Annotated in this window: 22 protein-coding genes; 17 read left to right on the top strand and 5 right to left on the bottom strand. The window is 43.3% G+C overall.

The annotated features are described in order from the left end of the window. Positions 1–32: 32 nt before the first annotated feature. A complete protein-coding gene (locus NPE20_RS15405; protein WP_256539572.1) occupies positions 33–3,212 on the top strand; it encodes a DPP IV N-terminal domain-containing protein in 3,180 nt (1,059 codons plus the stop codon). Between the two features lie 135 nt (positions 3,213–3,347). Next, positions 3,348–3,836: a peptide-methionine (R)-S-oxide reductase MsrB gene (gene msrB, locus NPE20_RS15410; protein ID WP_256539573.1), complete on the top strand. Its 489-nt coding sequence runs from the start codon at positions 3,348–3,350 to the stop codon at positions 3,834–3,836. Here the strand turns inward: msrB and NPE20_RS15415 are convergent. After that, complete coding sequence (locus NPE20_RS15415; RefSeq protein WP_354003256.1) at positions 3,826–4,128, bottom strand: GIY-YIG nuclease family protein; 303 nt, start codon at positions 4,126–4,128, stop codon at positions 3,826–3,828. The genes msrB and NPE20_RS15415 overlap by 11 nt on opposite strands. 142 nt (positions 4,129–4,270) lie before the next feature. Here NPE20_RS15415 and NPE20_RS15420 point away from each other — a divergent pair, with 142 nt between their 5' ends. From NPE20_RS15420 to NPE20_RS15440, 5 genes are all read left to right on the top strand, one after another. Continuing rightward, positions 4,271–5,053, top strand: coding sequence for an XRE family transcriptional regulator (locus NPE20_RS15420; RefSeq protein WP_256539575.1), 783 nt, complete (start codon positions 4,271–4,273; stop codon positions 5,051–5,053). Between the two features lie 122 nt (positions 5,054–5,175). Further along, the gene (locus NPE20_RS15425; protein ID WP_256539576.1) at positions 5,176–5,520 is read left to right on the top strand and encodes a Spy/CpxP family protein refolding chaperone; all 345 of its coding nucleotides are present in this window, start codon (positions 5,176–5,178) and stop codon (positions 5,518–5,520) included. A gap of 77 nt (positions 5,521–5,597) precedes the next feature. After that, positions 5,598–6,728, top strand: a complete 1,131-nt coding sequence (locus NPE20_RS15430; RefSeq protein WP_256539577.1) for an aminotransferase class I/II-fold pyridoxal phosphate-dependent enzyme — start codon at positions 5,598–5,600, stop codon at positions 6,726–6,728. Next, complete coding sequence (gene bioD / locus NPE20_RS15435) at positions 6,718–7,332, top strand: dethiobiotin synthase (protein WP_256539578.1); 615 nt, start codon at positions 6,718–6,720, stop codon at positions 7,330–7,332. The genes NPE20_RS15430 and bioD overlap by 11 nt, the downstream gene beginning before the upstream one ends. 45 nt (positions 7,333–7,377) lie before the next feature. Further along, entirely contained in the window at positions 7,378–8,265 is an 888-nt protein-coding gene (locus tag NPE20_RS15440) for a 3-hydroxybutyryl-CoA dehydrogenase (protein ID WP_256539579.1), read from the top strand. Positions 8,266–8,391: 126 nt separating this feature from the next. Here NPE20_RS15440 and NPE20_RS15445 read toward each other — a convergent pair whose 3' ends face one another. Further along, positions 8,392–9,408, bottom strand: a complete 1,017-nt coding sequence (locus NPE20_RS15445) for a hypothetical protein (RefSeq protein ID WP_256539580.1) — start codon at positions 9,406–9,408, stop codon at positions 8,392–8,394. A 290-nt stretch (positions 9,409–9,698) separates the two neighbouring features. Here NPE20_RS15445 and NPE20_RS15450 point away from each other — a divergent pair, with 290 nt between their 5' ends. Next, entirely contained in the window at positions 9,699–9,995 is a 297-nt protein-coding gene (locus NPE20_RS15450) for a hypothetical protein (RefSeq protein WP_256539581.1), read from the top strand. Between the two features lie 79 nt (positions 9,996–10,074). Here the strand turns inward: NPE20_RS15450 and argS are convergent, their stop codons facing one another. Continuing rightward, the gene (gene argS / locus NPE20_RS15455; RefSeq protein ID WP_256539582.1) at positions 10,075–11,844 is read right to left on the bottom strand and encodes an arginine--tRNA ligase; all 1,770 of its coding nucleotides are present in this window, start codon (positions 11,842–11,844) and stop codon (positions 10,075–10,077) included. Positions 11,845–12,010: 166 nt separating this feature from the next. Here argS and NPE20_RS15460 point away from each other — a divergent pair, with 166 nt between their 5' ends. The 4 genes from NPE20_RS15460 (at position 12,011) to ctlX (ending at position 15,325) form a co-directional block, all read left to right on the top strand. Next, on the top strand, positions 12,011–13,456 hold the full coding sequence (locus NPE20_RS15460; protein ID WP_256539583.1) for an arginine deiminase family protein: 1,446 nt from the start codon (positions 12,011–12,013) through the stop codon (positions 13,454–13,456). Positions 13,457–13,548: 92 nt separating this feature from the next. Next, positions 13,549–14,166, top strand: a complete 618-nt coding sequence (locus NPE20_RS15465; RefSeq protein ID WP_256539584.1) for a DUF2975 domain-containing protein — start codon at positions 13,549–13,551, stop codon at positions 14,164–14,166. Then, positions 14,166–14,372: a helix-turn-helix domain-containing protein gene (locus NPE20_RS15470; RefSeq protein ID WP_256539585.1), complete on the top strand. Its 207-nt coding sequence runs from the start codon at positions 14,166–14,168 to the stop codon at positions 14,370–14,372. Before NPE20_RS15465 ends, NPE20_RS15470 begins: the two co-directional genes overlap by 1 nt. A gap of 32 nt (positions 14,373–14,404) precedes the next feature. Beyond that, complete coding sequence (gene ctlX, locus NPE20_RS15475) at positions 14,405–15,325, top strand: citrulline utilization hydrolase CtlX (RefSeq protein ID WP_256539586.1); 921 nt, start codon at positions 14,405–14,407, stop codon at positions 15,323–15,325. 553 nt (positions 15,326–15,878) lie between these two features. Here the strand turns inward: ctlX and NPE20_RS15480 are convergent. Then, complete coding sequence (locus NPE20_RS15480) at positions 15,879–16,121, bottom strand: hypothetical protein (protein ID WP_256539587.1); 243 nt, start codon at positions 16,119–16,121, stop codon at positions 15,879–15,881. Between the two features lie 27 nt (positions 16,122–16,148). Between NPE20_RS15480 and NPE20_RS15485 the strand changes: the two genes are divergently transcribed. Together NPE20_RS15485 and NPE20_RS15490 are read left to right on the top strand one after the other, a co-directional pair. After that, a complete protein-coding gene (locus NPE20_RS15485; protein WP_256539588.1) occupies positions 16,149–16,664 on the top strand; it encodes a protease in 516 nt (171 codons plus the stop codon). Between the two features lie 442 nt (positions 16,665–17,106). Beyond that, complete coding sequence (locus NPE20_RS15490; RefSeq protein WP_256539589.1) at positions 17,107–18,501, top strand: arginine decarboxylase; 1,395 nt, start codon at positions 17,107–17,109, stop codon at positions 18,499–18,501. A gap of 121 nt (positions 18,502–18,622) precedes the next feature. On the opposite strand, the gene NPE20_RS15495 is transcribed toward NPE20_RS15490, so the two are convergent. Then, complete coding sequence (locus NPE20_RS15495) at positions 18,623–21,439, bottom strand: TolB family protein (protein WP_256539590.1); 2,817 nt, start codon at positions 21,437–21,439, stop codon at positions 18,623–18,625. Between the two features lie 261 nt (positions 21,440–21,700). Between NPE20_RS15495 and hscA the strand changes: the two genes are divergently transcribed. From hscA to NPE20_RS15510, 3 genes are all read left to right on the top strand, one after another. Beyond that, positions 21,701–23,566 (top strand): Fe-S protein assembly chaperone HscA, encoded by a 1,866-nt coding sequence (hscA, locus tag NPE20_RS15500; RefSeq protein WP_256539591.1) that lies wholly within the window; start codon positions 21,701–21,703, stop codon positions 23,564–23,566. A gap of 120 nt (positions 23,567–23,686) precedes the next feature. Beyond that, positions 23,687–24,268: a Crp/Fnr family transcriptional regulator gene (locus NPE20_RS15505; protein WP_256539592.1), complete on the top strand. Its 582-nt coding sequence runs from the start codon at positions 23,687–23,689 to the stop codon at positions 24,266–24,268. A 65-nt stretch (positions 24,269–24,333) separates the two neighbouring features. Continuing rightward, positions 24,334–25,356: an alpha/beta hydrolase family protein gene (locus NPE20_RS15510; protein ID WP_256539593.1), complete on the top strand. Its 1,023-nt coding sequence runs from the start codon at positions 24,334–24,336 to the stop codon at positions 25,354–25,356. Positions 25,357–25,371: the final 15 nt, after the last annotated feature.

Below are 25,371 nucleotides of genomic sequence, written 5' to 3' on the forward strand. Positions count from 1 at the left end.
TTAAATTAGTATTATCGTATAATACGCTATATATGAATAAACTGTTCCCCTGTAATTTATCCATAAAATATCCTTTTGTATTATTATGCCTTGTGGCAGCGCTGTTGTTTAACCAACAGGCTAAAGCCCAGTACTTTGGTCAAAACAAGGTGCGCTATAAAAACCTAAAATTTAAGGTTTATAAAACACCGCACTTCGAGATCTATTACTATCTGAAAAACGATAGTTTGATAAAGCGCTTTGCCCAGGAGAGCGAATTGTGGTACACCCTGCACCAGCAGATCTTCCGCGATACGTTTAACAAGCCCAACCCTATTATATTATACGCTAATCACCCCGATTTTCAGCAGACTACGGCAATTGATGGTGAAATTAGTGTAGGTACAGGCGGTATAACCGAAGGTTTAAAAAACCGTGTGGTAATGCCCATAATGGAAACCAACCAAACCACACGCCACGTACTGGGGCACGAGTTGGTTCACGCTTTTCAATACCATACCCTGCTGGGCCGCGATTCGTCTAACTTTGAAAATATTGGCAACCTGCCTTTATGGATGATAGAAGGTATGGCCGAATACCTGTCCTTAGGTAAAAAAGACGCCTACACTGCCATGTGGATGCGCGACGCTTACTTAAACCACGATATCCCTTCGGTACGCGATCTTACCCAGAGCAATAAATACTTCCCTTACCGTTATGGCGAGGCCTTTTGGTCGTTCTTAGGGTCAACCTATGGCGATACTATAATTGTGCCTTTCTTTAAAAATACAGCCCGTTTTGGGCTGGAGTATGGTATCAGGCGTACGTTTGGATACGATGACAAAACCTTATCCCGGTTATGGCAAAACTCTATCGAAAATACCTATAAACCGCTACTAAAAGATACGGTACAAACGCCGGTTGGTAAACGCATAATTGATGATAAGGTGGGTGGTGATCTTACTGTTGCCCCATCTGTGAGCCCGGATGGTAAGTACCTGGCTTTCCTGTCGTCAAAAAGCTTATTCAGTATTGATCTTTATCTGTCTGATGCTAAAACGGGGCGGGTAATAAAACGACTTACCAGCAAGGTATCCAACACGCATATCGATGAATTTAACTTCATCGAGTCGGCGGGTACGTGGTCGCCGGATAGTAAGAAATTCGCGTTTAGCGTATTTAGCAAAGGCCGCAACCGTATGCTGGTTGTTGATGTGCCCGATGGCCGAATAGTGCATGATATTTCGATGGGTAAGGCCGAGCAGTTTAGCAACCTTTCCTGGTCGCCGGATGGCAAGAATGTAGTAGTTCAGGGATTATCTGAAGGGCAAAGCGACCTTTACATGTATAATTTCGATTCGAAAAAGGTTACTCAGCTCACCAATGACAAATTCTCAGATTACCAGCCTAACTTTTCAAAAGATGGTAAAAGGATCATATTTTCGAGCGACAGGGCTACTTACGATACAAAGCTATCGCAGGATATAACCTTCAATTTAGCCGAGCTGGAAATTGCCACAGGCAAAGTAACCGATATTAAAGTTTTTGATGGGGCAAATAATTTGAACCCTCAATATTCATCGGATGGCACACAGGTCTACTTCCTTTCAAACAGGGATGGTTTCCGTAACCTTTATCGTTATACTTTAGATGGCGGCAAAATTGAACAAATGACCGATCTTTTCACCGGTATTTGTGGTATCACCGAATATTCGCCCGCGCTAAGTGTTTCAGATAATAACGATGTGGTTTACTCCTATTATCGCGCGCAAAAATATTCGATCTATAACGCTAAGGTATCCGATTTTAAACCCGTTGTGGTAGATGCGGGCAGTACCAATTTTACGGCAGCCATGCTACCGCCTTTACGTGCTGTGGGTGTCGATCTGATAAACAATAACCTTAATAATTACCTGGCTTATAGTAAAATTCCGCTCGATTCGATTCATGCTATCCCCTACAAGCCTAAATTTAAGTTAGATTATTTGGCCAGCAGTGGCATTGGCGCTTCGGTAGGTTCATACGGTACGGGCTTATCAAGTGGTGTACAGGGTGTGTTCAGCGATATTTTGGGTCGTAACCAGATCTATGCGGGTGTGGCTGTAAACGGCGAGATCTATGATTTTGGCGGGCAGGTAATGTATATTAACCAGCAGGGTCGCTGGAATTTTGGCTTAGGGGTTTCACACATCCCTTACCAATCGGGAACGTACGGTTATGGTTTTACCAATATTGATATAAATGGTACATCAACCCCTGTTTATGAAGAAAAAACCGATATCATCCGCACGTTTGAAGATGCGGTGCAGGCATTTGCATCTTACCCCATCTCCAGATCGTTACGGACAGAAATAGGAACTTCGGCTTCACGCTACTCCTACCGTGTTGATAGATACAGCAGTTATTATGATTATACCACTATACAAGATGCAAACGGTAACGACCAGATAGTTATTGGTCAGTTTGTTGATTACAAAAAGCATAAAATCTCCCGCGCGCAGTTCCTGGCCGACAATGGCATCGATCTTAAGCCGTTCTCTATTTATGGTATAAGTACCGCTTTGGTTGGTGATGATTCTTATTTTGGTATTGCCGCGCCGCTTAACGGGCACCGCTTCAGGTTAGAGGCTGAGTACAATGTGGGCACTTACAATTTCTTTTCGCCTACTATTGATCTGCGCCAATATGTACGGGTAGCACCTGTTACATTTGCTGCAAGGCTTTACGGATATGGCAGGTTTGGTAACAATGTAAGTGGTTTATACCCTTTATATGTAGGTTATCCGTTTTTAATACGTGGTTACGAGGCGCAAACTTTTTATAACTCACGTACGGTAAATACAAATGGTTTTACAATTGATCAACTATCCGGCGATCGTATAGCGGTAGCAAACTTTGAGGTGCGTTTACCATTTACCGGGCCGGAGAAACTGGCTATGATCAAATCGAAATTCCTGTTTACCGATCTTAACCTGTTTTTTGATGCAGGACTGGCCTGGCAAGGTGGCAATGAGATAAAATTCCAAAAAGCACCGGATGCTGTAGGTACCGACCCAACAACCGGCGAAACACTTTATAACACCAACCAGCGTGTACCGGCATTAAGCGCGGGTATCTCTCTTAGGGTAAACTTCTTTGGGGCGTTTATACTGGAACCCTATTTCGCTATTCCGTTTAACCGGTCGGATGTTAAGAAACCTGTATTTGGTTTAACTTTTGCACCGGGTTGGTAGCTTGATTTTAGATTTTAGAATTACGATTTTAGATTTGGCGCGTGCAGTATGTACGCGCTTTTTTTGTCTTTACCATTGTAAATCAGACGCTGTAATGACATCTATACCCTCAATGTATTCGTAAATTGTAGTATTATGAAAAGATCAATTTTAGCAATACTGATAATTAGCATATTTACAGCTTTTGGCTGTGATAATAGCAATGGGCAAAATAAAGCAGCGCAGGAGAAAAGAAGGTTAAGCAAACCCGCTGCCGAATGGAAAAAGAAGCTAACGGCAAACCAATACGAAATAATGGTGAACCGTGGTACCGAACCACCTTATAAGAACGCTTATTATGATAATCACCAAAAGGGTGTTTACATAAGCGCCGCTACAGGCGAGGTATTATTTAGTTCGGCCGATAAATTTGACAGCGGTACAGGCTGGCCAAGTTTTGTAAAAGCGGTTGATCCCAACAAAGTTGAGATTGTACACGACAGCAGCTTTGGCATGAGCCGCGACGAGGTTATTGAAAAAAGCACAGGCTTACACCTTGGCCATGTATTTGATGATGGCCCTGCAGACAGGGGCGGCAAAAGATATTGCATGAACTCGGGTGCTTTAATATTTGTTAAAAAGTAACCGCGCGTCTTGATGCTTGTATAGAAGGTCTGCCATAAGCAGGCCTTACTCTTACACCGCTTTCGTATTTTAAACCTGCAGTAAGGTCAACCCAATCCGGGTTTACCGGGCGAATCATCTTTTCTTTTTGAGGGCGGGTATAAGTGCTTACTGTTTTAAAGCGTTCCATGGCCTGCTCCTCAGTATTTATCTCTTCAAAATAAACCAGGCGGTTCAATTGTTGCGCGCTATCAAAAAATAAGGTAGGCATCTCACCATAAAACTTAAGGGTTTTAAGCAAGTCTGTGCACATACCAACATGTAAATTCTTTCTGTTTCTGTCTGTGATAATATAAACGAACCTCTTCATTTGATAAAAAAATTTGCTGATTAAAAAATAATTACTAATTTTATGAGCATAAAAATACTAACTATTTTAGCAATTCCAAATTTTTATGGCAAATATTTCACAAAATATTAAGTTTCTTCGCAAAAAGAAGGGTCTAACCCAACAGCAATTCGCTGATCAGGTAGGTATAAAACGTTCATTAGTAGGCGCATACGAAGAAGAACGTGCCGAACCCAAGTACGAACTACTAAAACAATTAGCAATATTTTTTGACATCTCAATTGATGATTTCATTAACGAAACCATTGATGAGAAGTGGGCGCCAAAGCCAAAAGGTAATCCCGCAAACCTCAGGGTGCTAAGTATTTCGGTAGATAAAGAGGATAACGAGAATATTGAAATGGTACCTTTAAAGGCCAGCGCCGGTTATTTAAATGGTTATGCCGACCCCGAATATGTTGGGCAACTGCCAAAGCTTTACCTGCCTATGTTTAAGCAAGGCACCTACCGTGGTTTCGAGATAAAAGGCGATTCGATGCTGCCGCTACAATCGGGAACTATTATAATAGGTGAATACCAGGAAAACTGGGCTGATGTGAAAATTGGCGAAACATACGTGATCATCTCAAAAAACGATGGCGTTGTTTATAAACGCGCCGGCAATAAATATAAGGAGGGCCGTAACCTTAAACTGATATCAGATAACCCCGTTTACGACCCATACGAAATAAGCGCCGAGGATGTGCTGGAGATATGGAAAGCTAAGGCCTATATATCTACCCACATGCCAATGCCTACCCCCGAGCCTACCATGGAAAGCCTCACCAGTATGATGGCCCAGATGCAGCGCTCGATAGCGAATTTAAATAATAGTAAAGACGTTAACTAAGCCACAGCAACATTTAAGTTACACTTAAGCCACACCTCATAACAATTAAGTTACATAGTATCAGGTTAAACTATTCACCGTTATCTTTATCATAACATCAGTTAAACTAAAAAACTAAAGAAATGAAAAAGATTATGATGATCTGCCTTTTCCTTTTAGGGGTATCAGCAGTAAGTTTCGCGCAAGGTCGCCAAAGAATGAGCACGGCTGATAGGGTTAAAGCCATGAAAGAAAGCCTTAAGCTTAGCGATGACCAGGTAACCAAGATTACAGCAATTTACGACGCGCAAACCAAATCAATGGATAGCCTGCGTAATGCCGGCGGCGACAGAGCTGCTATGCGCCCTATGATGCAGGCTACTAACGATAAGGTTAAAGCCGTATTAACACCAGAGCAGGCAGCCGCTTTCCAAAAAGAAATGGACGAGAGACGTGCCCGTATGCAAAACGGTGGCGGAGGCCAATAACCGTTAAAAACATTATTAATAATAAAAGAAGCGGCTATAGGTCGCTTTTTTTATTTTAGCAGAAAATTAACAGGCAATTGGCATCATCAGAAACATATATAAAAAACAAACTTGATGAGCGCAAATTGCTGGGCACCTATCGCACATTACGGCCCGAAAGTACCCTGACAGACTTTTGCTCTAATGATTACCTGGGCTTTGCCCGCTCCCCTATTTTAAAAAGCAATATCCAGAACGAGATTGATACCCACCCGCTTAGTTTAAACGGCGCTACCGGCTCGCGGTTAATATCCGGCAATATCATTTATACCGAAGAACTGGAACGACAAATTGCCGCGTTCCACCAAAGCGAAGCTGGCTTGCTATTTAATTCGGGATATGATGCTAATGTGGGGTTATTTTCCTCGTTGCCGCAAAAGGGCGATACCATTATACATGACGAACTGATACATGCCTCTATTATTGACGGTGCGCGCTTAAGTTATGCCAACCGGTACACATTCCGACATAACGATCTGGATAGTCTGGAGGCCAAGTTAAAGCAGGCAAAAGGCATTTGTTATGTGGTGATAGAAAGCGTTTACTCTATGGATGGCGATACCCCTCCTATTGCAGAGATCCTAAAGTTAACCGAACAATACGGCGCGCATTTCATTGTAGACGAAGCGCATGCCGTTGGCTTATACCCCTCGGGGCTAATAACACACTTAGGTTTGCAGGACAGGGTATTTGCCCGGGTAGTAACCTTTGGCAAGGCATTAGGCTGCCACGGGGCTATTGTTTTGGGCAGTAATTTGCTGCGCGAATACCTCATTAATTTTGCACGGGCGTTCATTTATACCACCGCGGCATCGTTTCATCAACTGGCGGCTGTAAAAATGGCTTACGAGTTATTGAGTCAGTCGGCAACGGAGATTGAGCTGCTGCATCAGAACATCAGCCTGTTTAAACAGGGCGTCAAACATAACAACACCTACCTTTTAGTAAACAGTGATAGCGCTATACAATGCATCCTATTAAACAGTAACGATAATGCTAAACAAGCTGCTCAGCAATTACAGGCTGCAGGTTTAGATATACGGGCAATATTGAGCCCTACCGTAGCGAAAGGCAGCGAACGGATCCGCATTTGTCTCCACTCGTATAATACTATGGAGCAGATCGGACTGCTTACTTCAACCATCAACACCATTATCCATGCAGAATAAACCCCTATTTGTTACAGGTATTGGCACCGACATTGGCAAAACGCTGATATCAGCTATATTGGTTGAGAAATTAAAGTGCGATTACTGGAAACCCGTGCAAGCCGGTGAGCTGGATAACTCCGATACCATGAAGGTGCAAAGGTTGATATCTAACATCAGATCTGTATTTCACCCTGAGGCTTATCGTTTAACACAACCCTACTCCCCGCATAAAGCGGCAGCGCTGGATGGTATCACTATTGAAGAGAAAACTATCATCGCCCCAAAAACAGATAATACTTTGCTGATTGAGGGCGCGGGCGGCTTAATGGTGCCCTTGAATAATCACGCCCTGGTTATTGACCTCATAAAACAATTAAACGCCGAAGTGATACTGGTTTCGCAGAATTATTTAGGCAGCATTAACCACACGCTGCTATCTATCGAAGCTTTAAAACAGCGCGGCATTCCCGTTAAAGGCATTATATTTAATGGCGAGGAAAATTCCTCTACCGAAGATTATATCACAAACTACACGCAAGTAGCTCACTTAGGTCGGATCCCTAACCTGTCAATCATCGATAAAAACACAATTGCTGATGCAGGTAAATATATTTCCTTGTAATTTGCATCCGTTTTCCATCCAACGGAAATTGTAACCAATTATAAAATGAAAAACATTACAGTTATAGGCTCGGGCACCATGGGTAACGGCATTGCTCATACTTTCGCGCAAAACGGGTTTAATGTATCGCTTGTTGATATCAGCGACAGTGCACTACAAAAGGCCCTGCAAACCATAGCCGGCAACCTTGATCGTCAGATAAAAAAAGGGGCTATTGATGAAGTCGCCAAAGCCGCTACCCTCAGTAATATAAAAACCTTTACCGATGTAAAGGAGGGCGCCGCCAATGCCGACCTTGTTGTAGAAGCCGCTACCGAGAACCGCGAAATCAAACTAAAACTGTTTAAGCAGCTAAGCGAGGTTTGCAAAAGCGATGTGATACTGGCATCAAATACCTCCTCTATATCCATTACCGAAATTGCTTCGGTAACTACCAACCCTGCCAACGTAATAGGCATGCACTTTATGAACCCGGTTCCAATTATGAAACTGGTTGAGGTGATACGCGGCTATGCTACTACCGATGAAGTAACCAAAACTATTATGGACCTATCCGTAAAACTGGGTAAAACTCCGGTTGAGGTGAATGATTACCCCGGATTTGTAGCTAACCGTATATTAATGCCGATGATAAACGAGGCAATTTATACCCTGTTTGAAGGTATTGCAGGTGTTAACGAAATAGATACCGTAATGAAACTGGGTATGGCCCACTTGATGGGCCCGCTGCAACTGGCAGACTTTATTGGACTGGATGTATGCCTGGCTATATTAAAGGTGCTGCACAATGGTTTCGGCAACCCCAAATACGCGCCTTGTCCGCTATTGGTGAACATGGTAACGGCCGGGCATTTGGGCGTAAAAAGTGGCCAGGGATTTTATAAATATACACCAGGAAGTAAAGATCTGGTTGTGGCGGATAAATTTGCTTAACCAACCCAACCCATTCTCCACGCGTCATTGCGAGGTACGAAGCAATCTCTTTGAGCAAATCCTTTATGCAAGGCGTATATCTGTCCTAAAGAGATTGCTTCGTACCTCGCAATGACGCATTTTTTTTTAGGTTCTCCTCAATTGCGCTATCAGCTCATCAGTCTTGTCAACCGTCATTACTATTTGCTTAGCGCTTACAGTTTTGCTATAAATCCGTTCAATACTAACCGGATGGGCAAATGTAAAACAGATATTCACGCTGCTTTTTAGGATACCTCCCTGGAAACAATCTTCACCGGGTTCAAAGCCAGTCCTAACTTTTTCAACCGAAATGATGTTATCCCTGTCAATTACTGCAACCCAGCGGATACCTGTCCTTAACACCACTTTATCGGGCATAACCAATACAGGACTTTTTATAATAGCTACCAGGTCGCCCACGATGATCACTATCCCATAAACAGTAAGCAGGCTTACAATAAACGCCGCTGTTTTGCTGTAATGCGCTATCAGTAAATGGAAACCCATAAGTTCTGCGAAACAGGCAAATAGCACAATGCAAAACATGGCTATATAACCCGATTCTTTATGAATACTATAGCTGGTTGCAGATAATGGAATACCCTTTTGTTTTCTCCAGAATAGTAAACCGAATCTTAAAATACTCAGTTCGGATGCCATTAGTTTTATACCTATCCCGTTCCCTAAAACGTTGAACATGCTTTGGCGCAGTATATAGGGGCTATATGGTGCCTGGACACGCAATTGTTTGTAGGAGGCTATGATCTTTTTTATTTTGCTAACGCAGTATATTAATATGCCCAGTTCTATGCAAGCAGATAACTTTCTAAGCTGCACTATGTAATACCGCTGATGTGCGGGTAAAATAAAGTACGCCACAGCAAGGCAGCAGCTTATCACCAGGAAAATGCTCCACTTTTTTAGCTTTAGCGGGCGTATAAGTAAATAGTAATAAGCTATCGGGAATATGACGACTATATCGGTCAGGAATGCCGTGGCTATCAGGTCGCGTTTTACAGGCGGAACGTGATGCATTATCAACAAGCCTCCGCATAAAATAGCAAAGGCAGTTAGTGCAGTAAACCAAATATTTTTGTGAACGGATACAGGTGATAAAGTCATATTTATAGGAGATAAAGTTAAGCGTTTTGTTACAAATTGCAGCCATTTTATATACCTGTCATGCTGAACATCGTGAAGCATCTAATCGCCGCCTTGCATGTAGCCGATAGATCCTTCATTACGTTCAGGATGACAAGTTATTTAAAGCCCTTGTACACTTGTGTCATGGTGAGCCTGTCGAACCATTTGCAAAGCGAATAAGTCTCCGACAGGCTCAGACTGACAGTGACCTTAACCCCTATTTTAAACCTTTCTTTTCTCCATCTGTCCATATACAAAACATATTACAGATGAAAACACTATCAAAATTTGGTATGATAGGTGCTTTAGCGGGTTCGCTATTCCTGTCATCATGCGCAAGTGATTATTATGTGGCCGACCAACCCGTCGAGCCTGTTTATACCCGCCCCGTTGCCCCTTATGCGGGCGCTTACTGGGTACCCGGCGAATGGGTTTACCGCGGTAACAGATACGTTTATATGAATGGTTACTATACCCGCCCACGTGCCAACCGTGTATATGTACAAGGTAACTGGGTACGAGGCCAGCGTGGCTACGCCTGGCGAAGAGGGCACTGGAGAAGATAACTCAGTTTGCAGTAGGCAATTTGCAGTTAGCAGTTTTATGGAATAGTTCAACTGCTAACTGCATACTAACAACTGCAAACTACATACGTTCCGGTACATCAATCCCCAACAAGCCCATAGCTTTGTTTATTACCTTTGCCGATGCTGCAGAAAGCTGCAACCTGAATTGTTTTAAACGCTCTTCCTCGGCTTGCAGGATAGATTTTTCGTGATAGAACTTGTTGTAATTTTTAGCCACCTCGTAAACATAGTTAGCTATTACCGCCGGGCTGTGTCCAGTTGCTGCTTCTGCTATAGTTTCGGGGAACTTGGTAAGGGTAACGATGAGGTCGCGTTCTATACCATCCAGTTCGGCAACATCATTTGTGCTGCTTGCCGCAGTATAATTAGCCCTGCTAAGTACCGATTTGATACGGGCGTGGGTGTATTGGATAAACGGCCCGGTGTGCCCCTGGAAATCTATAGATTCTTTTGGATCAAATAAAAGTCGTTTTTTAGGATCAACCTTCAGCAGAAAGTATTTTAAAGCCCCCATACCAATAGTACGATATAGCTTGTTTTTATCTTCTTCGCTAAAGCCATCTACTTTGCCCATGGCTTCGGTAGTTTCGGCAGCGGTGTTAAACATATCTGCCATCAAATCGTCGGCATCAACAACAGTTCCTTCGCGCGATTTCATCTTGCCCGATGGCAGATCAACCATTCCGTACGACAGGTGATACAAGCCCTGTGCCCAGCTTTTACCCAGCTTTTGCAGTATCAGGAACAACACTTTGAAGTGATAATCCTGTTCGTTACCCACCACGTAGATGGATTCGTCCATCTTAAAATCGTCGTACTTTAACTGGGCCGTACCCAAATCCTGTGTAATGTACACCGATGTACCATCGGCTCGTAACACCAATTTCTGGTCAAGGCCGTCCTCGGTCAGGTCTATCCAAACCGAGCCATCCTCTTTTTTAAAGAATACACCTTTTGCAAGGCCTTCTTCAACAATATCTTTACCTAATAAATAGGTATTGCTTTCGTAGTAGTATTTATCAAAGCTTACGCCAAGGGTTTTGTAGGTAACATCAAAGCCCTCGTACACCCAACCGTTCATGGTTTTCCAAAGGTTGATAACCGCTTCGTCGCCTGCCTCCCATTGTAAAAGCATTTCTTGCGCTTCTTTTATCAGCGGGGCATTCTTTTTGGCTTCGTCTTCGGTTTGGCCTTCTTCAATCAGTTCCTGTATTTGTTGCTTGTAGGCTTTATCAAACCAAACATAGTATTTACCGGCAAGGTGGTCACCTTTTAAGCCGCTACTTTCAGGTGTTTCGCCATTGCCAAATTCGCGCCAGGCCACCATGCTTTTACAGATATGGATCCCCCTGTCATTCACCAAATTAGCCTTGATCACTTCATATCCTGCTGCACCTAATATCTCGGCCAGCGAAAAACCTAACAGGTTGTTACGGATGTGGCCTAAGTGTAATGGCTTATTGGTATTTGGTGAAGAATACTCTACCATTACCTTTTTGCCGTTAGGTTTTGCTACCGCGAAATCATCCGACAGGATCTCCGTCCGTAGTTGATCAAGCCAATAGCTATCGGCAATAGATATATTTAAAAAGCCTTTAACCACGTTAAAAGCGGCAATTTGAGGCAATTCGTTTTTCAGATATTCGCCTATTTCGGTGCCGGTTTGCTCGGGCCCTTTGCGCGATACTTTTGTATAGGGGAAGGTAACCAGGGTAACCTGTCCTTCAAACTCCTTGCGGGTTTCCTGCAGGTTTACATCTTTAGCAGCAATATCGGTTTGGTATAAATCCTTTATGGCCTTAACAACAGCCTCAATAATAAAATCCATCGCGCAAAATTAACATTTATAGTCCATTGTCCATAGACGATAGTCGATAGTAATTTCATTTGACTTTAACATTATGGACAAGGCCATTTTTACTATGGACTATGGGCCATCGACTATAAACTATTCAACTAAAAACAATAGATTTGTTTCTACTTTATAACCATTTATGATACTTAATGACAAGGATTTTAAGATAGACGTAACTTCTGAAATTGGTAACCTGCGTGTACTGCTGGTACATAGCCCCGATAGCGGGCTGGGTAAAGTTGTGCCCTCTAAGGCGCAGGATTGGCTTTTTGAGGACATAGTGCACCTGGATACCATGCGCCGCAAAGAGTACGATTATTACATTAAGTTATTGATGTATTTCCTTGATCCTGATAAAATAAAGGGAAAACTAAGCGCTATAGATAGCCCGGAAGGCGACCGCGACTTTTTTAAACCCGATAACGCGGATTTTCACAATTCGACAAAGGTTATTGAGATACAAACCCTGCTGAGCGATATATTACAGCAAACCGATGTGCGCAAGAAACTGGTGGCTGCCGTTTGTGCTATAGAAAGTTGTAACTATCGCCTGCAGCTGCAACTGATAGATACCGACCCGATTGAACTGGCCAAGATCTTTATTTCCGGCGCACTGGGCGATGATACCATGATCTTCGCGCCTATCCCTAATCTGATATTTTCGCGCGATCTGGGGATTGCCATCAATAACCATATTCTGTTGAATAGCCCTGCCAAAAAGGCCCGGGCACGGGAGACCTTGCTGATGCGCTATATCTTCTTTAATCATCCTTTGTTTGAAGCCTATCGCAATAACGTCATCGAGATATCGGAAAACAAACAGCACTTTTTACGCCCCGGCGAAGCCAATGAGGAGAAAACCACCATTGAAGGCGGCGATGTAATGATGGTTAGTCCACAGCATTTGATAATTGGTTGTAGTGAGCGTACCTCTATCAGTGGTGCAAATGAGGCTATAAAACTATTATTAGAGAACGATGTGGTTAGCAAGATCACCATTGTAAAAATACCGCATAAGCGCGATTATATGCATATTGATACCGTTTTTACGCAGGTAAAACGCAATGTATGGGTGCTGCTGCGATCGTTAACCATTGCCGAAACCGAGCAATCGCAGCGCGAGCCTATTGCCTGGTTCGCCGATAAAAAGAATAAGGATAAACCCGAGATTGTACAGTTCAGGAAAGATAAAAAGCCTAAAACCTTTGCCACACTGGAAGACCTGCTGGATAACATAAGTCAGAAAGATTTGGAAAGCACCGAGCCAACCAAATTCATCTACTCTGGTAATGATGAGTTCCCGTTTGATGCCCGCGAGCAATGGACAGATAGCTGTAACCTGCTGGCCCTTAAAGATGGCGTAGTATTAGGTTACGACCGTAACGATAAAACGGTAGAAGCATTTAAGCAAAGCGGTTTTAATGTTATCCATGTAACTGACCTGCTACCAAAATTTGAAGCTGGCGAGCTTGACCCGCAAAGCATGAAGGATACACTGATATTAATGCCAAGCGCCGAGCTATCACGCGCCCGTGGCGGCTTCCATTGCATGAGTATGCCGCTGATGCGGTATAGCGTACTTTAAACATAAAACAAAAATAATTTTATGTAAAACATAAAATTATTTTTGTTTTATAAATATAGTCTGTATGTTTGTATCAACAAATAATTACAGACATGAAAACTACATCCTGGCTTTTAACAACAATTAGGGTTATACTAAACATATGTTGGTATTTCAATATCGCACTGGCGCTATTCGCCTTTTGCGTGCTCACATGGAAAATAAGCACCAGTGACTTTACTGAATTTAGCAATCCGGTTAAATACCCGCTTAATCCTACAACTATCAACTTACAATCGCTTACGCCCTATGTTGATCATATTACCCTGCAGCAAGACCAGGCCACAATAAAAATGAACTTAAAGAACACCTTTAGCCATGTGGCCACCGCATACTTCTTTTTGATAGCATTTGAAGTTTTGGTAATGAGTATTATTTATCAGCTGCGTAAGTTTTTTGATACCATAAAATACAATATGCCCTTTACCTATGATAATGTGCGCCGACTTAAAATAACCGCGTTGTGCTTTGCCTTATTTACGGTATTAAACATACTGCTGGGCATAAGCTCGGCAGTAATTTTAAAAACGAGCGTAAAAGATATGAACCTGATGAACATGGTATGGGAACAAAGCTTTAGCGGATTAATACTGGGCGCGGTTATTTACATTATGGCCGACGTATTTAAATATGGTTTTGAACTTCAAAAAGAGAACGGAGAGTTTGTATAATGGCTATCATAGTAAACCTTGATGTGGAAATGGCCAAAAACAAGATGTCGCTTAAGGAGCTTGCCGAGCGCCTGGACATCAGCATAACCAACCTTTCTCTGCTCAAAACCGGCAAAGTAAAAGGTGTACGCTTTGATACCCTCGAAGCCATTTGCCGCGAATTAAATTGTAAGCCCGGCGATATATTGGATTATAAGGCAGATTGATTAATTTGCCATCACCAATGAACTAATGTAAAATGAACCAGTCTACCTCCAATATATTAATGATACGCCCTGTGGCGTTTGGCTTTAACGCGCAAACAGCCGAAAGTAACGCTTTCCAGAACCGGGACGATGACCAGCAGGCAGTACAGCAAAAAGCGCAACAGGAGTTTGATGGCTTTGTAAAAGTGCTGCGCGATAATGGTGTTAACGTAACAGTTGTAGATGATACCGCCGAACCGCATACCCCCGATTCCATCTTCCCGAATAACTGGGTATCTTTTCATGATAATGGCGATATCTTCCTTTACCCTATGCAGGCCGAGAACCGCCGGTTGGAGCGCAGGGAGGATATCATTCGCCAGCTGGAAGATAGCTTTAAGGCCAATCACGTTATTGATTTGAGTCGCTTTGAGGCAAAGAACCAGTATTTGGAAGGTACCGGCAGCATGGTTTTGGACAGGGGGAACAAAATAGCCTATGCCTGCCTGTCGCCCCGTACCAATGCCGAGGTGCTGAAAGCCTTTTGCGATTATACAGGCTACAAGGCTGTAACTTTTGATGCCTTTGACCAAAACGGACAAGCCATTTATCATACCAATGTCCTGATGGCTATTGGCAGTAAATTCGCGGTGATCTGTTTAGATAGCATCGCCAACATATCTGAAAAAGAGCACGTTATTACATCGTTAAAATCAACCCATAAAGAAACCATCGATATCACGTTCGACCAGATGAACCACTTTGCCGGCAATATGCTGGAAGTGAAGAACACAGATGGAGAAACACTGGTGGTGATGTCGCAAGCAGCTTATGTTTCGCTTACTGCGGATCAAAAGACGACTTTAGAGAAGTATGGCAAGCTGGTTTATGCTGATATTAATACCATTGAAACTAATGGCGGCGGTAGTGCACGGTGCATGATGGCCGAGGTGCATTTGGGGGCTAGAGATTAATAATGCAAATAATAGAGTTAATATCAGGTTCTTACTCTTAATATAAGCCGCTTTTTACAGAATACTCAAAGCCCGCTCAATCGGGGATTTTTTGTTTACCTGCCTCTTTTCCGCACGTCATTGCTGAGGTACGAAGCAATCTCTTTAGGATAGGTGGCAATATGTTTAACCATCCCGTCATTATTTCGGCATCTCTCATATTCGGTGTACCACTATTAACTGGCCCGCTCGCCGCCGCGGAGGCTCCTTCTTTTCTCTTGATAGAAAAGAAGCAAAAGATCAAGTCGGCAAAAAGGCTTCTTTGCCGCACTATGCCTTTGCCCTGCAAACCGGGCAAAACCACGGGCTGGAATCTTTTGCCCCACTGCGTTCGCTCATTGGCCCTCGCTTCAGCAAAATTCCCTATGCCCCTACAGCCGCACAAGACCACCATCGTTCTGCCCGCTTTCGCCCGAAGCTGTTTTGCCGACGGTGAGGAAAGAAAGGAAACCCTGGTCCCTTTTTTCTAATTGTCATCCTGAGCGATAGCGAAGGATCTATTAGCGAACTTTGCCTATCGAAATTGCATGTTGGCGATCAGATGCTTCACGATGTTCAACATAACAAAGGGTATTTCAGCGTTAGGGATAAAAGCGGATACCGGCCTTGCGCCTAATGCCTGTGCGCGTATGAGTGGAAAGCCCGGGCCGCAGGCAATGCCATTGTTCAGTTGGCAGTTCTTAGTTGGCAGTAGGCAATACCTGTCCTGTGAGATGCAGAAATAATTCGACTTTAAAACAACAATCCGCTGTTGCATTGTTTAATGTTGCAACGTATAATCAGCATGAAAAACTATCAAATATTATCCCTTGCCCTTCTGGCCTTATCATCTTGCGGCGTGCGCACAAGTAATCAGGCCGAACAACAAGCCGATTCTACCAGATCTGTAGCTGATACCGCAGCTATCGAAAAAACCCTTACAGCAGAGATGACAATTAAGGACACCATTAAAGTTGGAGATTCTGTACTGTTAAAGTTCACGGTAAAAAATAACACCGCCGATACTTCCCGCTTTTGCAAATGGCATACACCGTTTGAACCTTTAATGAGTAAATACCTGGATATTACCGATGAAAACGGGAACGGGGTGAATTACAAAGGTCCAATGGCCAAACGCATAATGCCGCCACCCGCCAGTAGTTATGTTACCCTTAAAGCTAACGATAGTTTAACTGTTAACACCGATCTGTTAAAGGCATATGCTATTGATAAACCTGCAAAATACACCCTAACTTATAACAGTACCGGCATCAGCGGACTTACCGTTAAAAAAAGTGTGTCGTTCGTGTACATCAAATAGGATTGTCAGTCTGAGCTTAAAATCCTCACGGATTTTAAGCCGCAATGACATATCTTAAGGAGCCGTGCAGCGTGACCGACTATATTATTGCATTTTGCCTGTGCCAGGTTGGGATTTAATGGTGACGTTATTTTGTCAGTGCCTTATTTTTATAGCTGCTTATTATCAGCTATTTATGTGTTCACGATGGTGTTCACGGCTGTGAACGTGAACACTTATTACCCAGTTACTAACAAATGTCTTGGGTAGCTTGTCGAAGACTTTACCAGCGATGATGCATATTTGCTAATGGTTCGACAAGCTCACCAGGACAGGTTCGTTTGAGCGTATTTGCGCTATGCAACTCTCTTACACAAACAAATTACAATCCGACCATAAAATACACCCAACATTTTGGCAAAAAATCCGTTAAAAAATTACATTTTTGCCAAAATTTTAATAGATGCAGAGTTACCAGGAATTTCTTGATCTGAGTGTTGGTTTCCCACAGGATGGTTTCGAGATAATAGAGGATGAATTATACTTCCACGATTTAAACTTGATGGAAATGATTGAAACGTATGGTACCCCCCTACGGTTCACGTATCTGCCCATTATCAGTAAAAAAATACAGCAAGCTAAGTTGCTTTTCCAACAGGCCATTATAAAAAATAATTATCGCGGCAGCTACAAATACTGTTATTGCACAAAAAGCTCGCACTTTAAGCATATTGTAGAAGAAGCGCTGAAGAACGAGATCCACCTGGAAACATCGTCGGCTTTTGATATGCCAATGATTGACGCGTTGGAGAAAAAAGGCGCGGTAAGCAAGGATGTTACCGTTATTTGCAACGGTTTTAAAACCTTCCAGTACAAGCAGTACATTATTGATATGCTGCACGATGGCTTCAAAAACATTATCCCTGTACTGGATAATAAAGAAGAATTTAATCTGTACGATGACGAGGTGGAGATGGAGACCCCATGTAACCTGGGTATCCGTATAGCAGCTGAAGAGCAGCCCGATTCACAGTTCTACACTTCGCGTTTAGGTATCCGTATGGAAGATATCATTGATTTTTACCATAATAAGGTAGAAAACAACCCAAACTTCCAGGTTAAATTACTACACTTCTTCATTAACTCGGGTATTTCTGATACCCCATATTACTGGAACGAGCTGGAGAAATACGTAACGCTTTATTGCAAATTTAAAAAGATAAACCCCGCCCTTGATACCCTTGATATTGGCGGCGGTATGCCTTTTAAAGATTCGTTGGTTTTTGATTTTGATTATGAATACATGATCAACGAAATTGTGAGCCGTATAAAAGAGATCTGTGCGGAGCATGACACTATGGAACCGGATATTATTACCGAGTTTGGTAAATATACCGTAGCCGAAGCTTCGGGCATTTTATATAAAGTACTGGGCCGTAAACAACAAAACGACCGCGAAAAATGGTTGATGCTGGATGGCTCTTTTATTACCAACCTGCCGGATGTTTGGGCGCTTAACCAAAAATACATTTTGCTGCCTGTTAACAACTGGGATAGCGAATACGAGCGTGTTAACTTAGGTGGCATTACCTGCGATGGACAGGATTACTACAACCAGGAAGCACACATGAACAGTGTGTTTATGCCAAAAACCCGTAAGGTGCAATACCTGGGCTTTTTTAATACCGGCGCCTACCAGGAAGTATTAAGCGGTTACGGTGGCATCCACCATTGCCTGCTGCCATCGCCTAAGCATGTTATCATCCGCAGAAACAGGGATGAAACGTTCAACTTTGAGGTATTTGGCGAGGAACAGAACAGTAAACAGGTATTGAAAATTCTGGGTTATACCACCTAAGATATTTCTGCCTGATAAAATATTAAGCACTGCTATATGGCGGTGCTTTTTTGTTAATGATACCTTGCGCTCGTCTGCGACGAGTGCTTAACATGGTCCGGCATCTGCGATGCCCTTACGCTTAAAATAAACTTACCGGTAATACTATCTCTATCCTGTTTCGGCCGCTGCCGCCAAATATGTCGTTATCTAACAAACGGCTGTACCTCACCCCAAATGATACCGCCCCCTGGTTAAACCATTTGGTATCAAAAAATATGGCTGCACCTGCCGATCTGAAATTCGCTTTAAATTCGCTGCCATCGGTATAAAAGTTATAGGCAGTCGCGTGTGTTTGTTCATAAAAAACATTTCCGCGCAGGCGTAGAATATACAGCAGGTTGGCTACTCCTGCATCCGGGTAAGCAATTGGGAAATGATAACTCACTGCTACCTTATTCATATCATCAAGGTTTTCGGCAGTGTAACCGTGCGAGAAGGGGAAATCATATGAGAAGCCAATACCATTGTTTTGCCCCCTGTGCTGATAAGCGCCGCTTATTACAAAACTATGGTTAACGGCTAAACCCGGGAAATAAAACGTGCCTGTAGTCAGCAATTGATTGGCATCCCGGCCGGAAATGGCTGTTTTATAATTTATGCTGATGCTTTGCGCGAAGTGCGGGTTAATGTTTTGCTTAGCCTGTTGCGATTGGTTCCTGAAACTAACCGTATTGCTCAAATACGTATAATAACTATCCTTAAACATACTGCGGAACGCCTCCTGGAAAGTATTACGACTATAATACACGCTACTGCTTAATGATAAAGCGGTTGAATGTTTCCCTACCGAAAGATTCAAAGGTACCTGTAATCCGCCATGAATGGAGGTTTCGTTAAAGTAAATGCTGTTACCGTTGTAAAAGCCGCGCCTGTCAAAAATATAATCGGCACCAGCAAGCAGGTAAGAGAAAAATGCCCCGTATGCGGCTTCGTAGCCAATTTGCTTGTAGCCTTCATCGCGGTTAAAGGTAAAGGTAAGCTGCGATTGAAAAGTATTTAATACATTATTACCCACCAGTTGCAGGGAATAATTAGGATCGTTAAGCGAAGGAAAAATACTGTGGAAATTAAATAGGCCATGCAGTTTACTGTAATTGGTGATAGGCAATGAATCGGGTTTAACAGATGCTGAAACATTGCTCGCGCTATCATTCTTCAGCACACTGATGCCCATATCCGGCAAGGACGAAAACGCTTGTGAATTGGTTACGGGTGTTAATTGTATATCGCTGCGATTAGCTTCATTCAATTGGTAGCCAAAAGCGGTAAAGCCCGTCCATGCCAATTTGTTTGCACTGATTGCCGGTTGATAATATCCTATTGAACCATTTTTAGGCGCGCCTTTTACTTCAAATAACTGATTTGTTTTAACGGCAAGTGCAAATAACCTATCGTTTAAACCGGCTGTTTTTGTAAAGTAAACCGTATCGCCCTGCACCTGCGGAAAAGCGATCGGCTCAAAACTAAGTGGCAGCAGGTATTTGGTAGTTCCGGATTTGATGTCAATTAAAGCCAATGACATTTCGCCCTTGCTGTTACGAACAGCCGAGATCAATTTATCATCCTCATAAAACTTGGGGAAGGTATAAAATAAGCCTGCGGTGTTTGGCAGTGCCGATAACAGCTTACCATCGGCAGCATTTAGCAAATGCAACTCGCTTTTGCCCGTTGGTGCAACCTGCACCGCCACAATGGTTTTGCCATCGGCACTAAAGGCGGGCGAAAAATATTTTGTTTTACGGGTGATGCGGTGTTCCTTACCTGTGTTTACATCAAGCACAACCAGCTCATTATAATTGCGGTATCCCCAGCGAATATCGGGCCGGTAGGCGGCATATACTATTTTACCATCGTGATAGCTGAAAAAATTATCAGTAGTGATGCCTTGTACCGCTATTGCCTTTTCCTTGTTACCCGTTTTTATAATAAACTGCGGTATGTGTTTGTAGGTTGTTTTAAGATAGATGAGTGTGCTATCGTTTATATAAGCTGGGTATTCGTGGTCGCCTATAAAGTGCTGATTTTTATTGGCCGGTATATCAGATTCATCATTTTCAAATTGCTTTTTAAAGTGATTTAAAGCTGCCGTTCTAAAGTCGGTATAATCTATACCTGCGTGTTTCTTAATAGCGCCCTGCAACGGAAAAAAGCCTGTATTGAACGCTGCGGCATCGTGCGTAAGGCCTTTCCAAAAGTCGTTACCGTATTGCTCTCGTCCGTAAGCTACCATCATATACCCCAGCGGATAATGGTTTGGTGTATAATCCCGATAGGAGCCATTGCGTAACTTCATCCAACTATAATCCTTGCCGGCAGCCCATAACGACCGGTAGCCATTAAAAAAATAGGGCAACCGCCCTCTGCCCTGCCGGCTTACCAGGGTTTCGTTGTATACGGCATCGCCCTCAAAAAACCAGTCGGGTACCGATAATGCGTTGGCCAGCGCCTGTCCGCCTTCGCCAAAAACAACCCGCAAACCGTGCGACAAGCCAACATTAAAGTTATTGTATTGCTGCACGTGCCTAAACTCGTGAATAGCCAATTGCTCCGGCCATGGCAGGCTACCTACATCAAAGCTATTTTGGCCTGCCGTTAAATAAAATTCGCTGCGAAACGGCGCCAGGCCTACATAAGCGTTTGATACAATGGTTTGGTTTTGCAGTACTATGCTCACCTGCCGTTGCTTATAACCTATTGTGGGCTGTATCAGTCGATTCATGCGTTGTATGGTTTCGGCAACGCGTAATGCTGCAGAGTCCATCCCCTGCGAAAATATCACCCTGGCAACGGGCGTATTCACCTGTTTCCATTTTATAGATGGCGGGTTACCGCCAAACTGCTGTGCATAAGTAAATGTAGCGGTTAAAAGTAGCAGTGGCAGCAGCAGTCGTTTCATTATGGGATGAAAGTAAATAATCTAAATCAAAATTTTCAGGATTTAACAATTTTCAGAATCACATTCATACTAACGAATAATTGCGTTGGGGATTGCAGTGGATACCAGCCTGTGACTAAGGCCTGTGAGCGTATGAACGGAAAGCCCGGCCGCAGGCAACGCCCATATCACTAATTTAATCCCGGTTCAGCCAAAATCCGAAATCTATATGACACTCCGTCTGCTAAAACTAAGTACATTTGCGCTTTGTTATAATTTACTATGGCTAAAGTTTCCATCAACCTGGCAACAGGTTCAATACAAAAAGAAAATATTATTGTAGGTATAGACCTGGGCACTACAAATTCGCTGGTTGCTTTTATCGATCCGGATAAAAACCCGAAGGTGATAAACGATACCGGCAAAGGCGTTTTGGTGCCTTCTGTTGTGCATTTTGGTGCAGCGGGTGATATTACAGTGGGTAACGAAGCAAAAGGTTTCCTGATAACCGACCCGCAGAATACCGTATTTTCTGTTAAGCGTTTACTGGGCCGTTCATATGCCGATGTAAAAAATTACCAGAACTTTTTCTCGTATAAAATTATTGACGACGATAGCGAAAACCTTGTAAAAATTAAGGTTGGCGATAAATTTTATAATCCTATCGAGCTTTCGGGCCTGATATTAAAGGAACTGAAAGAACGTGCCGAGCATGCCCTTAAAACCCCGGTTAACCGTGCGGTGATAACCGTTCCTGCTTATTTTAACGATTCGCAGCGCCAGGCAACCCGCGATGCCGGTAAACTCGCCGGACTGGATGTATTACGCATCGTAAACGAACCTACGGCCGCCAGCCTTGCTTACGGTATTGGCTTAAACCCCGAAGAAACAAAAACCATTGCCGTGTACGATTTGGGCGGCGGCACCTTTGATGTTTCTATCCTGCAGATCCAGAACGGCATTTTCGAAGTGCTATCGACCAATGGTGATACCTTTTTAGGTGGCGATGATTTTGACCGCGCCATTGCCGATTACTGGATAGATAAAAACAATATAGATAAAGCGGAACTGGCTAAGAACCGCGAGCTTACCCAGGAACTTCGCCTTAAAGCCGAAGAAGCGAAGAAAGCATTTGCGCACCAAAGTCTTTTCAACGAGAAAATTGGTGATATATGGTGCACTATAGACCGCAATACTTTTGAAGAGCTGATATTGCCCAAAGTACAGCAAACCATTACTGCCTGCCAAAACGCGTTAAAAGATGCAAAACTTACCATAACCGATATTGATGAAGTGGTGATGGTTGGTGGTAGTACCCGCACAGCGCTGGTTAAAAAAATGGTGGCCGAGTTTTTTGGTCGCCCGGTGCATGATGGCATTAACCCCGACGAGGTAGTTGCCCTTGGCGCTGCCATACAGGCCGATGTTTTGGCCGGTAACCGCAGCGATATTTTATTGCTTGACGTTACCCCGCTATCGCTTGGCATCGAAACTATGGGCGGTTTAATGGATACCATTATCCCCCGTAACTCTAAGATCCCTACCAAGGCTGGCCGCCAATATACTACCTCGAAAGATGGCCAGGTAAACATGAAGATAGCCGTTTACCAGGGCGAACGCGACCTGATCAGCGAGAACCGTAAACTGGCTGAGTTTGAACTAAAAGGCATCCCGGCTATGCCGGCTGGTTTCCCCAAGGTAGATATCAACTTTATACTAAATGCCGATGGCATATTGAAAATACAGGCTATTGAACTGCGTAGCGGCGTTAAACAGGAGGTAGAAGTAAAACCGGCTTACGGCATTACCGATGACCTGGTTGAACAAATGCTGATGGATAGCATCACCCATGCTAAAGACGACGTAAGCGCCCGCATGCTGATAGAGGCTAAAACCGAAGCCGAGCAAATGGTATATACAGTTGAACGTTTCCTCGAGAAGAATGGTCAGTTATTGAATCCCGACGAGATAAGCGAAACCAAAATACATTTAGAAGCACTTAAAGCAGCCCTAAGCACCGGTGATAAAGACCTTATCCACGCCAAGATTGATGAGCTGAATAACTTTACCCGCCCCTTTGCTGAGCGTGTAATGGATGTAGCCATAAGCACCGCTATGAAGGGGAAAAGTATAGACGGTGAGGAGTAATTAATCGCCACGCGTCATTGCGAGGTACGAAGCAATCTCTTTTAGCAAATCCTGCATGCAAGGTATACAACTATCCTAAAGAGATTGCTTCGTACCTCGCAATGACGTATCTTTAATTTAATGCCGTCTAACCCCTACCATCAACTCAAACAATTCATCAGTGCAGCAATGCCTGTTGATGATGAGCAGCTCAATATCTTCTGCAAAAAATTCAGGCATAAAACTACAAAGCGTAATGAGATACTACTGCAAGCCGGCGATATTGCGCCTTACATCTATTTTGTAAATTCAGGTTGTTTGCGGGTATTTATGTTGGATGTAAACGGCAAAGAATCTACCCGATTTTTGGTAACTGAAGGCAGGTTTGGTACCGCTTTCCCAAGTTTTAATTTACAGGAGCCATCTCTGGCAGCCATACAAAGCATCGAGCCAAGTGATATACTTTACATCAGTCACCATGATTTTAATGCGCTGCTGGATACTTTCCCCGGTTGGGAGCATGTGTACCGTATAAGTTTAGAGAAAGATTATATAGCCTCTATAAAACGTATTGAAAGCCTGATCACCATGGACGCCAAACAGCGCTACCAATTACTGATGGAAACCAGCCCTACCCTTATACAAAGGCTGCCATCAAAAATAATAGCCGATTACCTGGGCATATCACAGGAAACCCTGAGTCGCCTGAAATCCAAAAGGTAAATTATTGACATTTGTCAATAAACCGCTGGTTTTAAATAACTTGCTTTGTATATCAAATAAGAATTATGAAACCAAAGCATCTCCTTTTCATATTATTCCTGGTGCCGGCAACGGTATTTGCCCAAACACTCATTGGCGAACAAACCTTTCGCTATAACGATACCGTCCGCAAGCGCCCTTTAATTACCGAGATCTGGTATCCAACGACAGATAATAGTAAAGCACCCGCCTTAAAGCAAAACTTCCCTTTTCTGCACGAACCTACTGTAAGGAACGCAAAGCTGCCTGCTGACAAGCATCCTCTTATTATGATCTCGCACGGTACAGGTGGCGGCCGTATGACTATGGAGTGGCTGGCAGATATCCTTGTTAAGCAAGGTTTCATAGTAGCTGCTGTAGATCATTGGGGCAATACTTATGATAATAAGATAGCTATCAACTTTGTAACACCCTGGCAGCGAGCGCAAGATATTAGCTTTGTGCTTACCCAGCTTTTAAACAACCCCGAACTTAACAAAGCGATAGACAGGCAGCGCATCGGTGCGGCAGGGTTCTCTATCGGCGGCTATACCGTTATTGCTTTGGCCGGCGCCAAATTAGACTTGAAAGCCATGAACGAGTTTACCAATACTCCCCAGGGATTAAAAGAGATCACCATTCCAGAGTTCCCTAACCTGAAAGATGCTTTGGATGAAAGGGAAGTTGAGGCATCATTCGCCAAAAGCCCCCCTTTAAAAGATAAGCGGATAAAAGCGGTGTTTAGCATGTGCCCTGCAGTTGGACAAGGATTTGTTGAACAAAGCCAGTTTAAAGATGTGGATATACCCATGTTTATTGTTGGCGCGCAAAGCGATAGCATCGCCCCGGTTAAAACTAATGCGGCGCATTACCATCAATTAATGCCGAAATCAAAATTGTATATCGTTCGGGGTAAAACAGCCCATTACGTATTCCTGAATGAAGCTATACCCGAAGTAAAGAAAACCGGCGGCCCCATATTTAATGATGATCCTTCTGTTGACAGGCATGCGGTACATGAATTGGTTGGGGATATGGCTGTAAATTTTTTTAAGGAGAGTTTGAGGTAGTCTCTAAGCAAATCC

It is taken from the genome of Mucilaginibacter aquariorum (genome assembly GCF_024498135.1).
In the GTDB taxonomy this organism is placed as follows: domain Bacteria; phylum Bacteroidota; class Bacteroidia; order Sphingobacteriales; family Sphingobacteriaceae; genus Mucilaginibacter; species Mucilaginibacter aquariorum.

Coding starts and splice junctions, on each gene's coding strand:
- NPE20_RS15405 (WP_256539572.1), top strand. CDS start 33: ATGAATAAACTGTTCCCCTGTAATTTATCCATAAAATATCCTTTTGTA.
- msrB (WP_256539573.1), top strand. CDS start 3,348: ATGAAAAGATCAATTTTAGCAATACTGATAATTAGCATATTTACAGCT.
- NPE20_RS15415 (WP_354003256.1), bottom strand. CDS start 4,128: ATGTGCACAGACTTGCTTAAAACCCTTAAGTTTTATGGTGAGATGCCT.
- NPE20_RS15420 (WP_256539575.1), top strand. CDS start 4,271: ATGGCAAATATTTCACAAAATATTAAGTTTCTTCGCAAAAAGAAGGGT.
- NPE20_RS15425 (WP_256539576.1), top strand. CDS start 5,176: ATGAAAAAGATTATGATGATCTGCCTTTTCCTTTTAGGGGTATCAGCA.
- bioD (WP_256539578.1), top strand. CDS start 6,718: ATGCAGAATAAACCCCTATTTGTTACAGGTATTGGCACCGACATTGGC.
- NPE20_RS15440 (WP_256539579.1), top strand. CDS start 7,378: ATGAAAAACATTACAGTTATAGGCTCGGGCACCATGGGTAACGGCATT.
- NPE20_RS15445 (WP_256539580.1), bottom strand. CDS start 9,408: ATGACTTTATCACCTGTATCCGTTCACAAAAATATTTGGTTTACTGCA.
- NPE20_RS15450 (WP_256539581.1), top strand. CDS start 9,699: ATGAAAACACTATCAAAATTTGGTATGATAGGTGCTTTAGCGGGTTCG.
- argS (WP_256539582.1), bottom strand. CDS start 11,844: ATGGATTTTATTATTGAGGCTGTTGTTAAGGCCATAAAGGATTTATAC.
- NPE20_RS15460 (WP_256539583.1), top strand. CDS start 12,011: ATGATACTTAATGACAAGGATTTTAAGATAGACGTAACTTCTGAAATT.
- NPE20_RS15465 (WP_256539584.1), top strand. CDS start 13,549: ATGAAAACTACATCCTGGCTTTTAACAACAATTAGGGTTATACTAAAC.
- NPE20_RS15470 (WP_256539585.1), top strand. CDS start 14,166: ATGGCTATCATAGTAAACCTTGATGTGGAAATGGCCAAAAACAAGATG.
- ctlX (WP_256539586.1), top strand. CDS start 14,405: ATGAACCAGTCTACCTCCAATATATTAATGATACGCCCTGTGGCGTTT.
- NPE20_RS15480 (WP_256539587.1), bottom strand. CDS start 16,121: ATGCAACAGCGGATTGTTGTTTTAAAGTCGAATTATTTCTGCATCTCA.
- NPE20_RS15485 (WP_256539588.1), top strand. CDS start 16,149: ATGAAAAACTATCAAATATTATCCCTTGCCCTTCTGGCCTTATCATCT.
- NPE20_RS15490 (WP_256539589.1), top strand. CDS start 17,107: ATGCAGAGTTACCAGGAATTTCTTGATCTGAGTGTTGGTTTCCCACAG.
- NPE20_RS15495 (WP_256539590.1), bottom strand. CDS start 21,439: ATGAAACGACTGCTGCTGCCACTGCTACTTTTAACCGCTACATTTACT.
- hscA (WP_256539591.1), top strand. CDS start 21,701: ATGGCTAAAGTTTCCATCAACCTGGCAACAGGTTCAATACAAAAAGAA.
- NPE20_RS15505 (WP_256539592.1), top strand. CDS start 23,687: ATGCCGTCTAACCCCTACCATCAACTCAAACAATTCATCAGTGCAGCA.
- NPE20_RS15510 (WP_256539593.1), top strand. CDS start 24,334: ATGAAACCAAAGCATCTCCTTTTCATATTATTCCTGGTGCCGGCAACG.